We start from the raw sequence: 14,843 nt of genomic DNA, 5'->3' as shown, positions 1-14,843 counted from the left end.
ATGATATTCGATCAGTCCTTGCAAGCCTACGTTCATGAAGTAGATAATGTTCTTGTAGCTTGGGAAGAAAGACCAAGTGGAAACTTTGAGATGGAAGCTCAGTTGCTTGCAGCCAATTACCATAAAAATAGATCTCGTATTCTTGCTTTTATACTGCCTCATTTACAAGAATTTTATGGGTATTTCACAGATGAAGAAGCTACTGAAAAATTGGGTAGACCCATCATCGAGCCAGAAAGACAAACCGTTACTTTCTGCGATCAAACTTTTGATGATATTCATATCTTTTCTTTTGACTATCAGGGGCAGGCATTTGAGAGTCTGGAGAATTTTGCCATTGATGGTTAAGGTCTGTTTTCAGTTTTAAAAAGAAGGAGAGAGACTGATGAGTACTGCTGATTTTGTCTTTATTGAGAGTAAAGACCCCATATTCCTAGATTTACAAGCCTTTCGTACTTCTTTGAGAGAAAAATTCCCAGGTATTTTGATTAGAGAAAGGACGAATCCTGAAAAAGCTTACTCGCTTTCTTGGGATTATCAAAGTCCTCAGCTTACCTTGGAAAGTTCTTTGAGTAGCAAGAAAAATGTTTTTGTGATTGATTACTTTGATTCAACGAACAGGTTACAAGATTATGCCTCCTATATCATCTGGCTTCGGAAATGGTTTCCACCTGAAGAGAAAGTTTGCTTTTGTGATGAAGGCTATGAGTATGTGTTTGAACTTCCTAGTGATTTATCCCAAAAGGAGTTTGAAAACTACTTACGAACAAGGTTTGATGAGTGAAGAAGAAGTTCGAAAACGAATAATGATATTGAACAGTTGAAAAGGAGAATCAGATGCTTACTAAAGATGATATGTTAGTTGCTTTGCATGATTCAATTACTGAAGACCAAGAATTTGAGTTAGCAGACGAGATTGTAGATGCCATGGAGGCTTACCCTCAACCCTTTGATTTGGTTGACCCCGTCTTAGACTTTATTTCCAAACATCCAGAAGTAGATTTTGGAGCTCCAGGTGAGTTGGTTCACTTTGTGGAGCGATTTTATCATCAAGGCTATGAGGAATTATTGATGGAGTCAGTTCTAAAAAGTCCAACTGTGCATAACATCTGGATGCTTCATCGATGCTATAATGACAATGATCCAAATCTAGTCCGGCAGATTCAGGCTTTGGTTGGAGAACTGAAGAAGAATAAGACTCTTGATTCACAAGTAAGAAGCATGATTGAAGACTTAACTTGGTAGAGGGAGGTGATGCAGCATCACCTTTTTATCTTTTCTTATGTTGAAAAAGAAGGCAGTTTTTTTGGGTGTTTTAAGGAAACTAATAAACATAATTTTTGATTAAAAGCATCATTTTAAGATAGAAATCTCTAATTTCATAATCTATAAGCAAACGCTTGCATTCCTTTTTTTATTGGATTATAATAGGTTGGTATAAATCCTTCTGTAATATTATTGAGAAGGTGTAGAAAGTAAGGATTTAGAATATTTGTAGTCAAAAATACAATGTTGTTTCTTACGATAAGGAGATAGATATGGCAATGATAGAAGTGCAACATCTTCAGAAAAATTTTGTAAAGACTGTTAAGGAACCGGGATTGAAGGGAGCTTTGCGCTCCTTTATTCATCCTGAAAAGCAGACCTTTGAAGCGGTCAAAGATTTGACCTTTGAGGTGCCAAAGGGGCAGATTTTAGGATTTATCGGAGCAAATGGCGCTGGGAAGTCGACCACCATCAAAATGCTGACAGGAATTTTGAAACCGACATCTGGTTTTTGTCGGATTAACGGCAAGATTCCACAGGACAATCGCCAAGATTATGTCAAGGATATTGGAGTCGTTTTCGGACAACGCACCCAGCTATGGTGGGATTTGGCACTGCAAGAGACCTACACGGTCTTGAAGGAGATTTACGATGTGCCAGACTCGCTTTTCCATAAGCGCATGGACTTTTTGAATGAAGTTTTGGATTTGAAGGAATTTATCAAGGATCCTGTGCGGACTCTTTCACTAGGTCAACGGATGCGGGCGGATATTGCAGCTTCCTTGCTTCACAATCCCAAAGTTCTCTTTTTAGATGAGCCGACCATTGGCTTGGACGTTTCGGTCAAGGATAATATTCGACGTGCTATCACCCAGATCAATCAAGAGGAAGAAACTACTATTCTCTTGACCACTCACGACTTGAGCGACATTGAGCAACTCTGTGATCGGATTTTTATGATTGATAAGGGGCAAGAGATTTTTGATGGAACGGTAAGCCAGCTCAAGGAGACCTTTGGAAAGATGAAGACTCTTTCTTTTGAACTGCTACCAGGTCAAAGTTATCTAGTCTCCCATTATGAAGGCTTGCCTGATATGTCCATTGATAGACAAGGAAATAACCTGACTATTGAATTTGATAGTTCCCGCTACCAATCAGCTGATATTATCAAGCAAACCTTATCTGATTTTGAAGTCCGTGATTTGAAGATGGTAGATACGGATATTGAGGATATTATCCGTCGCTTCTATCGAAAGGAGCTCTAAGATGGTCAAATTGTGGAGACGTTATAAACCCTTTATCAATGCAGGGATTCAGGAGTTGATTACCTATCGAGTCAACTTTATTCTCTATCGGATTGGTGATGTCATGGGGGCTTTTGTGGCCTTTTATCTCTGGAAGGCTGTCTTTGATTCTTCGCAAGAGTCCTTGATTCAAGGCTTTAGTATGGCAGATATCACCCTCTACATCATTATGAGTTTTGTGACCAATCTGTTGACCAAGTCAGATAGCTCTTTTATGATTGGGGAGGAGGTCAAGGATGGCTCCATTATCATGCGCTTGCTGAGACCGGTGCATTTTGCGGCCTCTTATCTTTTCACCGAGCTTGGTTCCAAGTGGTTGATTTTTATCTCTGTTGGACTGCCATTTTTAAGTGTTATTGTTTTGATGAAAATCTTATCTGGGCAAGGTATTGTAGAAGTGCTGGGATTAACTGTCCTTTATCTCTTTAGCTTAACTCTGGCTTATCTGATTAACTTTTTCTTTAATATCTGCTTTGGATTTTCAGCCTTTGTATTTAAAAATTTATGGGGTTCCAATCTACTCAAGACTTCAATAGTGGCCTTTATGTCTGGAAGTTTAATTCCCTTGGCTTTCTTTCCGAAAATCGTTTCAGATATTCTGTCCTTCTTGCCTTTCTCATCCTTAATTTACACTCCGGTCATGATTATTGTTGGGAAATACGATGCCAGTCAGATTCTTCAAGCACTTTTGCTTCAGTTTTTCTGGCTTATAGTGATGGTGGGCTTGTCTCAGTTGATTTGGAAACGAGTCCAGTCATTTATCACCATTCAGGGAGGTTAGGATGAAAAAATATCAACGCATGCATCTGATTTTTATCAGACAATACATCAAGCAAATCATGGAATACAAGGTGGATTTTGTGGTTGGTGTCTTGGGAGTCTTTCTGACTCAAGGGCTGAACCTCTTGTTTCTCAATGTACTCTTTCAACACATCCCCTCGCTAGAAGGTTGGACCTTTCAAGAGATTGCCTTTATCTATGGATTTTCCTTAATTCCAAAGGGATTAGATCATCTCTTTTTTGACAATCTCTGGGCTTTAGGTCAACGACTAGTTCGAAAAGGGGAGTTTGACAAGTATCTGACCCGTCCTATCAATCCTCTCTTTCACATCCTCGTTGAGACGTTTCAGATTGATGCCTTGGGTGAACTTTTGGTCGGTGGCATCTTACTAGCAACAACGGCGACTAGCATTGCTTGGACTCTTCCAAAATTCCTGATTTTTCTAGTTTGTATTCCTTTTGCGACCTTGATTTACACTTCTTTAAAAATCGCGACAGCCAGCATCGCTTTTTGGACCAAGCAGTCAGGTGCCATGATTTACATTTTCTATATGTTTAATGATTTTGCCAAGTACCCGATTTCCATTTACAATTCGCTCCTTCGTTGGTTAATTAGCTTCATCGTGCCTTTTGCTTTTACGGCCTACTATCCTGCCAGCTATTTCTTGCAGGACAAGGATGTCTTCTTTAATATCGGTGGTTTGATTCTGATTTCCCTTGTCTTCTTTGTCATTTCTTTGAAACTATGGGACAAGGGCTTAGATGCCTACGAAAGTGCTGGTTCGTAAGAGCTAAAGTAAGACTAAAACCAAGAAAGGATTTTGTAATGTTTGTTATTGAAGAGGTCAAGAATGAAGCACAAAAAATGGCAGTAGTCACTGAAGTCTTACATGACTTACCAGAATGGTTTGGAATACCAGAAAGCACGCAAGCCTATATCGAAGGAGCCAAGGACTTGCAAGTGTGGGCTGCCTATCAGGAGAGTGATTTGGCTGGATTTGTAAGCTTGGCCTATTCCAGTGAAGATTGTGCAGAGATTGATTGTATCGGTGTAAAAAAAGCTCATCAAGGTAGAGGAATTGGGAGTCAATTACTTGCTACTTTAGAAAATGAAGCACGCAAAAACGTTGATTATTTGCAAGTGAAAACAGTAGCAGAAGGCTCTAATAAGGATTATGATCGAACAAATGCCTTTTATTGCAGACTTGGCTTTAAAAAACTAGAGATTTTTCCGCAACTGTGGGGATCCCAAAATCCTTGTCAGATTTTGATTAAAAAGATAGATTAACAAACCTTGACATCCTTCCTTATAGTGCTATACTATAAGGGGAATCGCCGATTTAGCTCAGTTGGTAGAGCAACGCACTCGTAACGCGTAGGTCACAGGTTCGATCCCTGCAATCGGCAGTGTGAAAGAAGTCCTCTTGGACTTCTTTTTTCTTTTGATAAGATTTTTGACCACATAGTCTATCATGACTACCACATAGGCAAAACCTATTGTTTGCGTTTTTTATTTCTGTTATAGTAGTAATTGTCAAGGGGAGATTAAACTTCCTAACAAAATAGAAAATGAGGTTATATCATGAAAAAAGTAGTAGGTATCGGATTTTTAGTCGTTGCAGCAGCAGTTTTGTATTTTGGTTTAGTTGGATGGCCAAGTTTGGATGTTAACATCTGGGCACTCTTTCCAGTAGGTTTATTCTTATTCTTTACTCTTGAGAATTTGGTTAAAAAAGATTATAAGGCCAGTCTCATGAGCTTAATTATTGCCTTTATCATCGCTAATGCCATTCTTGATATCTTGCCACTTTCAAGTGGTTTGGTTATCGGTGCAGGTGTGCTAGCTTGTGTGGGGATTGGTTTCCTCTTTCCGGAAACTAACAAGAAAGAAGTATAAAACAAAAAAGTCTCGAGCTTTCTCGAGACTTTTGCTTTATTTGCCTGCGTAATATTTTTGAATACCTTTGACAATACCTGCCACCAATCTATTTTGGTAAGCATCGCTACGAATTTGTTGGTTTTCGTTGAAATTGTCAATGTAACCAAGCTCCAATAGAACTGCTGGTTTATCGGTTTCTCGAAGGACAGCAAAGCTACTTTGGAGAAGACCTGCATCCTTAGCACCTGTTTCAGCTAGGAGTGAAGAGTGGATATCTGCAGCTAGGCGATTGCTTTCACTGATACGGTCGGGATGGTTATGCCAGTATGGATTAATCTTAGAAGGATAACCAGCAGCTTCTTCGTAAGAATAGGTCTGAATACCAGAACGGTTAGAAGCAGGGCTGCCACTAGCATTGAAGTGAATACTAATAAAGATATCTGAATCAGTCTTATTAACCATTCTTGAACGTTCAGTGACAAAGTCGACATAGACATCACTATCTCTAGAAGAAAGAACAGTATAACCAAGACTTTGGAGTTCCTTGCGTAGTTTTTGATAAACTTGCATGGTGAGGTCTTTTTCATTCGTGTTATAATAAACAGCACCAGGATCTTTACCGCCGTGTCCTGGGTCTAAGAAAACGGTATATGTGTATTTTCCTTTTTCAAATCCACGACTTACTGGAACTTCACCTATCCATTTTCCATTACTTTGGAACTGATGTGCTTTTCCATCGATTTTACGAGTTCCTGTGACATAGACACCATTTTCATCTACATAGTAACGAGCATTGTAGTAGCTGTCATCAATCCATTCACTCTTAGCCATGTAACCACCTGACTTGAGGTAGTATGAACCAATCCATTCACGCGCTGCATAAGCACCACCTGATTTTAAATAGAACCAGCTATTATAGTTTTTATCAAAAATCCACTCTTTCTCAGCCATGGCACCGCTAGCTTTTAGGTAGTAGTTACCTTGCCATTGGTTACTTGCCATAGTGGCATCTTTATTAAAGTAGTACCAAGTACCACCAATTTTATCCCACTTATTTTTACTTAATTGTCCAGAAGTTTGGGCATAGTACCATTTACCATCTTGTTTGACCCAAGCGCTCTCAGCCATAGCCCCACTATTGGTAAAGATATAACCATCAAAAATGGTGTTGCTGAGCATGATTCCATCTTTGTCAAAGTAGTACCATACACCACCAACTTTTTCCCATTTTTGCTGAGAGATTTTACCAGATGGCTTTGCATAATACCATTTATCTTTGATTTTACCCCAGCCACTATCTACCATAGCCCCGCTACTAGTCAGGATGTATCCATCATAAATCGTATCACTGAGCATGATACCGTTCTTATCGAAGTAGTACCATTTTCCTTGAATTTTTTTCCAGTTAAGAACAGGGGCATTGTTTTCATAGAAACGCCAGTGGTTTTCCTCTAATACCCAACCTTCTTTTTTGACTTCTGGAGCCTTGTCTTCCTCTTTCTTAGCTGGAGTTTCACTTGGATTTGTTGTAGAAGTTGTTGGTACGCTTGAACTTGTTTCAGTAGAAGGAGCAGTTTCCTTGGTTGAAGGGATGCTCTTTTTTTCTTTTTCTGTAGTTGTAGTTTCTTGTGTCGTTTCTGCTGTAGTTTTTACGTTATTTTCTTCAGCCAAAGCAGGGTGTGTTGCGAATCCTAGAAAAGTAAGTGCGATGGCACTTGCCAAGAGCGTTTTTTTCACTTGTTTGATCTCCTATTTTTTTAATAATCTTTTTTAAAATGTCATTAGAAAAGCACCTCATGTGGAAGAACGAGTCGCCAACTGTTGAGGTGCTGGCATGATTTATTTCATCATGAAGATTTGAACAATCATAACGATGTAGATGAGCAATGTGAGTAGAAATCCAGCTCTCCAAAAGAATTTAAGGAATTTTGGATAATAAAAACTACGTTTTTTGCTTAAAAAGAAAAAGGCTAGAATGATGGCTAGCAAAGATAGGGCTGCCCCCAAAATGGGAAGTTGATTATGGGTAAAAACCTTTGCACTGATTAAATAGTATTCAAAAATCAGAAAAGGAAAAGCCAAATCTGCAAAGTTAATCCCCTTTTTCTTTAACTTTAAAAATCTACTAAAGATAATAGCCAAAGCCAAGGTTAGTACCAAAAGCAAGACAGAAGCGAGTTTTATTAAAATCATAACAATATTGTATCATAAAATTTGAATAAAAGGAAAGCATATTCCTTGATTTAACAGTGTTTTTCTAAAAATTTTTGTTTAGAAACTGATTTTTTATACTATATCAAACATCAATGTGATTTACTTTGTAAAGTTGGAGTAGTTTGAGTCTTCATTATAAATCTTTTTTATGGTGACCATAGAAAAAATATATTAGTCAGGAGAGAAGAATAGTAGTAGAATGAGTAGCAAATAAAACAAAGGAGTTTCTTATGAAATTAGTTACTTTATGGTCAAAACTCTCACTAGGCATTCAATTATTGGTGGCTTTGGTCTTTGGTGTTATCGCTGCACTTATCTGGCCACAATTTGCAGGCTTTTATCAATTTTTAGGTCAAGCCTTTATTAAATTGATCAATATGGTTATCATTCCGCTAATCTTCCCAACCATCGTTGTTGCAGTAGCTGGAGTTATCGGAAAAAAATCTTTCGGGAAAATTTTGACCAAGAGTTTGGTTTACTTTTTTGCTGTAACAACTGCCATTACTCTTTTGTTTGTATTTGCTAGTTACTATTTAGGATTTGGTCAAGGAGTGAATATCGGTCAAACTGGTGGAAACCTTGATGGGATTGCTAACAATGTCAAGTTCAGCGAATTTTTGCTTGGTTTCATTCCATCAAATATCGTTAAATCTCTTTCAGATGGCGCTCTATTGCCAATTATCGTTTTTGCCATCTTTCTTGGTTACGGAATTGGGAATCTTAAGTCTGACAAATCTCAGAAGATTATCGAAGGTTTCCAAATCTGGATTGAAGCCATTTACAAGATTGTTGCAGTAATTATCAAACTATCACCGATTGGTATTTTTGGATTTATCGCTAAAGATGTTGCAACTACGGGTGTCGACAAGTTGATTGGGCTTGGTCAGTTTGTAATTGGAACTTATCTGGCTTATGCTGTATTGGTTCTCCTTATTTTCCCTTTGATTGCTGTATTCTTTAAGGTGCCGTATTTGTCAGCCTTTCGTGAAAATTGGAGTCTCTTGACTCTGGCTTTTGTTACTGGAAGTTCTAGTGTGGTCTTGCCATCACTTCTTAAAGATTTGAAAAAACAGGGGCATGACGAGCATACAATTGATTTAGTTGTTCCTTTAGGATATACTTTTAACTTAGAAGGAGCAGCGGTTTATTTCTCAATAGCGACAATTTTTATCGCCCATGCCTATGGCATTCAATTTTCATTATCAAGTCTCTTGTTTACTGTTTTACTTTTGACTTTAATTGGAAAAACTGCGGCAACCGTACCATCAGGAGCTATTGTGGTTCTATTAGCTGCAGCACCTCAATTGGGCTTGCCAGTTGAAGGAGTGGCCTTGATTTTTGCAGTTGATTTCTTTGTCAATGCTGGCCGTACTATGATCAATGTTTTGGGTCAAATCTTAACAGTTAGCGTTATCGAAAAAACAGAAGGATACATTTTAGAAGAAGAAAAGGAAAGCCAATTATCAGTCAGCTTTTCTTAAGGAGATATGAATAATGAGTGAAGCAAAAGTTTATGTGATTCATGAGAATCTAGAATGGACTCAACATTTAGTGAAATGGTTGGAAGAATTAGAAGTCCCTTATGAACTATGGGATTTGTCTAGTGGGATTTTAGATTTGCAAAGCCCACCGCCGCAAGGTATCTTTTACAATCGTATGTCTGCCTCTTCACACACAAGAGGACATCGTTATGCGCCAGAATTTACAGAGCAAGTGATTACTTGGTTAGAAGCACACGGACGCAAAGTTGTGAATGGTACCGGTGCTATCAACCTTGAAATTAGTAAAATCAAACAATATTTGAAGTTAAATGAGTCTGGTATCGAGACTCCTGCAACAGTTGCGGTTTTAGGGCAAGGGAACATTATTGAAGCAGCAAGAAAATTAAACATTTATCCTTTGATTACCAAGCACAATCGAGCAGGTAAGGGATTAGGCGTTCAACTCTTTCAAAATGAAGAAGAACTTGAAGCTTATGTCAATAGTCCTCTCTTTGAACCATCAGTGGACGGGATTACCTTGTTACAAGCCTACATCAAGCCAAGTGATGGACGTATCCGTCGTTCAGAGTTTATCAATCAGAAGTTTCTCTATACTGTTTCGATCGATTCTTCAGATGGTTTCCAACTGTGTCCAGCAGATGGTTGCCAAATCGGCAAGAGACCAGAGCAACTAGAAACGTCTGAAAAATTCCAGATTACAGAACCTCTACCAGATGACCGGAGAGAAGCTTATGAGAACTTCTTGAAAAATGCTCAGATTGAAGTTGCTGCTATTGAATGGGTTCAGTCAGAGAGTGGTGATATTTATGTTTATGATGTAAATACCAACACTAACTACAATCCTACTGCAGAAAAAAATGCTAATATTTTTGCTCACCAACATTTAGCTCACTATCTAAAAACAGAATTGCAAGCCCTAACGAGTGGACAATAAAGTAGGAAATTCAAAAATCCCCCAGTATTAAATGACTGGGGGATTGATTTGTTTATACTCTTCGAAAATCTCTTCAAACCACGTCAGCTTCCATCTGTAACCTCAAAATAGTATTTTGAGCTGCCTTCGTCAGTTCTATCCACAACCTCAAAATGGTGTTTTGAGCAACCTGCGGCTCGCTTCCTAGTTTGCTCTTTGATTTTCATTGAGTATTAATCGATAAAAAATTATTGATTTGCTTTAAAGTCTGGATCCTTCAAACTTTGAACACTGGCATTGATGACGGCACCGATAATTAATATCTTGGCTATGATAATGAACCAGAACATCATGACAACGACGACGATCGAACTGAAAAATCTGACGTCAACGAGATAATTAACATAATTGTTGAAATAAGCTGCAAAGATGTTTAATAAAGCAATCGTTGTAACTAGTACAAAGAGACTTCCGGGTATGACGTAGCGAATCTTACTTACTTTAACATTTGGTAGGAAATAATAGAGCATGATTACGATTGCAAAAAGAAAGGCATAAATCAGAGGTCCTGTAAAATCTTGTAGATAAGAAAACAGAGCACTCTCGGATTTCCAGTAGTTTTTAAGCAAATCCAATAGCATATGGCCAAACATACTAAGGAATAGAGCAAGCGCAAAGAGAATTTGAAGTCCAAAGCTAACTAAGAGACTCATCAGCTGATGTGAGATGATTCCTCTATTTTTTGCGATTCCATAAGCTTTATTAAAAGCCTTTTGGAGGAAATTCATGGATTTTGAGAAGGTCCAAAGGGCTGATATCACCGCAAAACTCAAGAGTCCAGCAGATGGTTGTGTCAGAACTTCTCTGACAATCTTTGCAACAACATCATAGATTGTATCCGGTAAAAATTCCTTGATTGTTAATAGAAAGTTTGAGATAGGAATCTGAAAGTAGGGTAAGATGTTGACCACAATCATAAGTAAAGGGAAGATTGAAATCAACCAATAGTAGGCAACAGCGACGCTGGTTAACTCACTATCAGAGGCTTGATAGTAGTGTAAAAAAGCTTTTAATAATGGTCTATCGTTCAGCTGTTTCCACAACTTTTTCATTTCACAAACCTCCAGTTTTTCTTGTTTTGTATAGACTTTAATTTCTTCGAACTAATTCCATCATATCGTAAGGTAAGGTATTAGCAGATTCTTTTAAGGAATAGGTTTCTAAATTATTGACATTTTGGCGTAGCTTTTTGGCATACTGAGCTGAGATGAGTTTTTGAGCTTCGTATTCAAAGATACACTTACGTTCAAGGTAGTAACCTCTAAGCATTTCATCGATGTTATTGGGTTTGATACGATTGATAACCCGTTCCACAAAGGCGCCACTCGTAATATGACTGGTTTCACGGAGACGAGATTCCTGCATGAAGCTGATCAGAGAACTCTTATAAATCCCTTTGAGGTTTTCTAAACTCTCGATGATAATTTCAGTATTAGCTAGGTAGAGTTCTGCAATCTGGTCATAATCAATGGCCAGAAGTCTTTGGGTTTCTTTGTTCTTCAAGGAACGGAGGGTTTTGCCAAATGTGAGCAACTCGTGTAGGAGAAAACGTACAATCCGAATAGAAACAAGGAAGTAGTAGGTTAGTCGAGAAGCGAAGTTTCGTTTAATATTTTTCTCCATGCTTTTCAGATAACGTTGGTAGACACGATATCCTCTTTCGCCGATTTTGCCTTCTTCGTAGGCCTGCTCCAAACCATCGCTCTCGATACTGAGAATCAATAGTTTCAGAGCTTCCCAGTCTTCCTGAATTTCCTTATTTTCCTGGCTGAGGATGAGGTTTTCAATCCGTCCATGATAATTATCGATCGCCGCATAGAGGGGAACCTTGTTTTTGGTATTGTCCAAATCCTTCTCTAACTCCATGGCGACATCATTTAAGATAGCGATGTGCATGAGCTGATCCTTAGATGGTTCTTGTTCTTCGGAAAGGTGTGGAAGTACCAGTAATCCTGTAAGGAAACTTATAAGTGTTACACCAGCTACGAGGAAGAGAAGAAGAGGATATTCCTGTTCCAGATTAGACGGTATCAAAAGGATAGTGGCAATGGATACAGTTCCCTTGACGCCAGAAAAGGTAAGGAGAAGCATATCTTTGACATACTTGTCTAAGCTTTTATGAAGTTTCTTAATCCGAAAAGCGTAAAAGCCGTAAATCATCACAAAGCGAATGGCAAAGAGTAGGAAGGTCAAGAGGAAAACGCTGAGTAAGAGAAGCACTTTGTTGTAAAATGCACTCTTAAGAATTGGTTCAGCAATCATTTCCAGTTCCATCCCAAGAATGACAAAGACAGAACCATTGAGCATGAAGGTTACAGTGTGCCAAACGGTCTCGGTAACAGTATCCACCTGGGCTTCGAGAAGATTTATCTTTTTAAAACGACTCGCTTTTAAAATACCAGCAACAACGACTGCGATAATTCCAGAAACATGAATTCCTTCAGCGATGAAAAATGTCAAGAGGGGCAAACTGAGTTCTAGCAAGAGCTCACTTGCGATATCTGTTGCGCGGACACTAAGTAAAAAGGTATGGAGGAAGCGATTGATTAGGGCTGTTATAAGGCCGACTGCAAAACCTCCAACAATGGAAATAGCTAATGAAGTTCCGGCTTGGGTGAGCGAAAATGTTCCTGTTGTCCAAGCGATGAGAGCCACACGAAAGGCTACTAGACCAGAAGCATCATTAAGAAGACCTTCCCCCTTTAAGATATTAGAAACCCGTTTTGGAAAGGAAAAACGTTGAGAAAGGGAAGCGAAGGCAACTAGGTCTGTAGGCCCTAAGGCAGCACCAACTGCTACACAGGCTGCTAATGGTAGGCTAGCCCAAAGGACATGAGCGAGTCCACCCATGCTCAGAGCTGATATAAAGATAACTGGGAAAATCAAGTAGAGAACGATTCTCCAGTGCTTTAAGATAGAGGTTACATCTGCTTCTTGAGCTTCACGAAAGAGTAGTGGGCCAATGACTAAAGCCAGAAACAACTCAGTATCTAAGTGATATTGGTTGTTAGGTAAGCAAAGCCCAATTCCAATCCCTAACAAAATTTGAATCAGGGGCATGGGTAAAAAGGGAAGAAGTTTATTGGTCGTGCTAGAAACAATAAGAACTAGTAAAAATACTAAGAGATAAAAAAGTAAATTCATCTTCTACCTCCTTATTTTTGTTTGCGACAAGCTTCAAAAAGTTCCTTTTGTTCTTGGATTTTTTGATCAATCTTCGAGCAGTCCTTATGCTCGATTATCTTCTGACAACGCTCCATTTCAAGTGAAATCATTTTTTTCTTGATTTTCAACATCTTCTTGCTCATATGGGCTTCATCTAACATACCAACTGCACGTTCATGTTGGGTTGATTCGACGAAGTTATGCCGGAGAGTTTCAATTTTGTCTTTTAGGTATTGTTTATCCATGTCGATACCTTTCTAACTTTTCAATCATAACTAAAAATGGTGGATTGTTGATTTGGTTGAGGGTACGATAGATCGTAGCAGTGTATTCTTGTTGTGGCAACTGACTGACAAAATCTAAGACAGCATCTCGCTCTACATCTCCGCCTTCATGCCCGTAGTAAATCATAATGGCTATACGTCCGCCATTAATGAGCATTTGGCAAAGCTTATCCAGTGATTCAATGGTTGTTTGTGGTTGGGTAATAATGCTTTTATCAGCTGAAGGAAGATAACCTAGATTAAAGATGGCTGCCTTCACCTCAGTTACAAACTGATCTACGGTTTCATGACCTTGGAGAAGTAATTCAACATTGGTCAAACCGGCTTCTTGTAGACGTTGACTAGTCTTTTCTAGAGCTTGTTCTTGTATATCAAAAGCGTAGACTTGTTTAGCTAATTTAGCAAGAAAAAGTGTATCATGTCCATTTCCCATTGTTGCATCTACAACAACATCATCTTTTGTGATGACTTGGGCAAGAAAATCATGCGCCAATTCAAGTGGTCTTTTCATTCATAAACTCCTGTTTTACAGCCTTGCATCCTTGGACACTACCTCGACGTCTCATTTCAGCTTCAATGCTGTTTAGAACTTCCCATTTGTTGAGACTCCACATAGGACCAATCAGCATGTCTCTAGGTGCATCTCCTGTTATGCGATGGATAACAATATGTTTGGGAATAATTTCTAGTTGGTCACAGATAACCTTGACATATTCATCCTGACTCATGAGCTGCAAACGACCTTCATGATAGTCGCGTTGCATTCGAGTGTTGGTCATGAGGTGAAGTAGGTGAAGTTTAATCCCTTGGATATCATTGTCCCTTACACAACGCCGAACGTTTTCCACCATCATGTCATGAGTTTCACCGGGCAAACCATTGATTAGATGAGCAACAATCTCAATCTTCGGATACTTCCGAAGTCGTTTGACTATATCCACGTAGAGTTCATAGGAGTGGGCACGGTTAATTAATTCAGAAGTTTCTTCATAAGTAGTTTGTAAGCCAAGTTCTACAGTAACATGCATTAGCTCTGATAATTCTGCCAAGTATTCAATTGTCTCATCAGGAAGGCAATCTGGTCGAGTTCCGATATTGATGCCGACAACCCCAGGTTCATTAATAGCTTGTTCATAGCGTTCACGAATCACTTCGAGTTTTTCATGAGTATTAGTAAAGTTTTGGAAATAGACTAGATATTTTTTTACATCTGGCCATTTACGGTGCATAAAGTCAATTTCCTTATAAAATTGCTCACGAATAGGAGCGTCAGGCGCAACGATAGCATCTCCAGAACCAGAAACCGTACAGAAAGTACAACCTCCATGAGCTACTGTACCATCACGATTGGGACAATCAAATCCAGCATCGATAGGAACTTTGAAAGTTTTTTCTCCGAATAAATTTCGATAATAATCATTCAAGGTATTATAGGATTTCATAGCTAATATTATATCAGAAAAGACTCGCAAACTC

General features: G+C 38.7%; 17 protein-coding genes and 1 tRNA gene. 11 read left to right on the top strand and 7 right to left on the bottom strand.

Annotated elements, in window-relative coordinates; translation table 11 throughout:
• The 9 genes from NMM19_RS00575 to NMM19_RS00535 all read left to right on the top strand — a co-directional run bounded on the left by NMM19_RS00575 (position 1) and on the right by NMM19_RS00535 (position 5,247).
• The gene (locus NMM19_RS00575) at positions 1-348 is read left to right on the top strand and encodes a hypothetical protein (RefSeq protein WP_178895199.1); all 348 of its coding nucleotides are present in this window, start codon (positions 1-3) and stop codon (positions 346-348) included.
• Between the two features lie 37 nt (positions 349-385).
• Positions 386-784, top strand: coding sequence for a hypothetical protein (locus NMM19_RS00570; protein ID WP_178895198.1), 399 nt, complete (start codon positions 386-388; stop codon positions 782-784).
• A gap of 53 nt (positions 785-837) precedes the next feature.
• The gene (locus NMM19_RS00565) at positions 838-1,245 is read left to right on the top strand and encodes a hypothetical protein (RefSeq protein ID WP_178895197.1); all 408 of its coding nucleotides are present in this window, start codon (positions 838-840) and stop codon (positions 1,243-1,245) included.
• 293 nt (positions 1,246-1,538) lie between these two features.
• Complete coding sequence (locus NMM19_RS00560; protein ID WP_049495618.1) at positions 1,539-2,531, top strand: ATP-binding cassette domain-containing protein; 993 nt, start codon at positions 1,539-1,541, stop codon at positions 2,529-2,531.
• 1 nt (position 2,532) lies between these two features.
• Positions 2,533-3,351, top strand: coding sequence for an ABC-2 family transporter protein (locus NMM19_RS00555; RefSeq protein WP_178895196.1), 819 nt, complete (start codon positions 2,533-2,535; stop codon positions 3,349-3,351).
• Position 3,352: 1 nt separating this feature from the next.
• Complete coding sequence (locus tag NMM19_RS00550) at positions 3,353-4,138, top strand: ABC transporter permease (RefSeq protein WP_178895195.1); 786 nt, start codon at positions 3,353-3,355, stop codon at positions 4,136-4,138.
• Positions 4,139-4,176: 38 nt separating this feature from the next.
• Positions 4,177-4,638: a GNAT family N-acetyltransferase gene (locus NMM19_RS00545; protein ID WP_049495611.1), complete on the top strand. Its 462-nt coding sequence runs from the start codon at positions 4,177-4,179 to the stop codon at positions 4,636-4,638.
• 46 nt (positions 4,639-4,684) lie between these two features.
• A tRNA-Thr gene (locus tag NMM19_RS00540) sits at positions 4,685-4,757 on the top strand.
• Positions 4,758-4,932: 175 nt separating this feature from the next.
• Complete coding sequence (locus tag NMM19_RS00535; RefSeq protein ID WP_049495580.1) at positions 4,933-5,247, top strand: hypothetical protein; 315 nt, start codon at positions 4,933-4,935, stop codon at positions 5,245-5,247.
• A gap of 36 nt (positions 5,248-5,283) precedes the next feature.
• Here the strand turns inward: NMM19_RS00535 and NMM19_RS00530 are convergent, their stop codons facing one another.
• Both NMM19_RS00530 and NMM19_RS00525 read right to left on the bottom strand, forming a co-directional pair.
• Entirely contained in the window at positions 5,284-6,966 is a 1,683-nt protein-coding gene (locus NMM19_RS00530; RefSeq protein ID WP_178895194.1) for an N-acetylmuramoyl-L-alanine amidase, read from the bottom strand.
• A 102-nt stretch (positions 6,967-7,068) separates the two neighbouring features.
• Positions 7,069-7,428: a DUF3397 domain-containing protein gene (locus tag NMM19_RS00525; protein WP_049495574.1), complete on the bottom strand. Its 360-nt coding sequence runs from the start codon at positions 7,426-7,428 to the stop codon at positions 7,069-7,071.
• 245 nt (positions 7,429-7,673) lie between these two features.
• On the opposite strand from NMM19_RS00525, the gene NMM19_RS00520 reads away from it, so the two are divergent.
• Both NMM19_RS00520 and NMM19_RS00515 read left to right on the top strand, forming a co-directional pair.
• Complete coding sequence (locus NMM19_RS00520; protein WP_254729657.1) at positions 7,674-8,924, top strand: dicarboxylate/amino acid:cation symporter; 1,251 nt, start codon at positions 7,674-7,676, stop codon at positions 8,922-8,924.
• A 13-nt stretch (positions 8,925-8,937) separates the two neighbouring features.
• Entirely contained in the window at positions 8,938-9,879 is a 942-nt protein-coding gene (locus NMM19_RS00515; RefSeq protein ID WP_254729656.1) for a RimK family alpha-L-glutamate ligase, read from the top strand.
• Positions 9,880-10,106: 227 nt separating this feature from the next.
• Here NMM19_RS00515 and NMM19_RS00510 read toward each other — a convergent pair whose 3' ends face one another.
• From NMM19_RS00510 to NMM19_RS00490, 5 genes are read right to left on the bottom strand one after another with little or no spacing between them, the layout of a single operon-like run.
• A complete protein-coding gene (locus tag NMM19_RS00510; RefSeq protein ID WP_254729654.1) occupies positions 10,107-10,970 on the bottom strand; it encodes a YihY/virulence factor BrkB family protein in 864 nt (287 codons plus the stop codon).
• 37 nt (positions 10,971-11,007) lie between these two features.
• Positions 11,008-13,062: a sodium:proton antiporter gene (locus NMM19_RS00505; protein WP_254729652.1), complete on the bottom strand. Its 2,055-nt coding sequence runs from the start codon at positions 13,060-13,062 to the stop codon at positions 11,008-11,010.
• 11 nt (positions 13,063-13,073) lie between these two features.
• Positions 13,074-13,328 (bottom strand): hypothetical protein, encoded by a 255-nt coding sequence (locus NMM19_RS00500; protein WP_254729650.1) that lies wholly within the window; start codon positions 13,326-13,328, stop codon positions 13,074-13,076.
• Positions 13,321-13,878, bottom strand: coding sequence for a class I SAM-dependent methyltransferase (locus NMM19_RS00495; protein WP_254729648.1), 558 nt, complete (start codon positions 13,876-13,878; stop codon positions 13,321-13,323). Before NMM19_RS00495 ends, NMM19_RS00500 begins: the two co-directional genes overlap by 8 nt.
• Positions 13,862-14,818, bottom strand: a complete 957-nt coding sequence (locus tag NMM19_RS00490) for a TIGR01212 family radical SAM protein (RefSeq protein WP_254729686.1) — start codon at positions 14,816-14,818, stop codon at positions 13,862-13,864. The genes NMM19_RS00495 and NMM19_RS00490 overlap by 17 nt, the downstream gene beginning before the upstream one ends.
• Positions 14,819-14,843 lie beyond the last annotated feature (25 nt).

Origin of the sequence: Streptococcus sp. CF8_St5-17, assembly GCF_024295665.1 — a bacterium.
GTDB lineage: Bacteria > Bacillota > Bacilli > Lactobacillales > Streptococcaceae > Streptococcus.
Note: the sequence above shows the minus strand (reverse complement) of the source record. Positions and strands in the feature narration are given on the sequence as shown.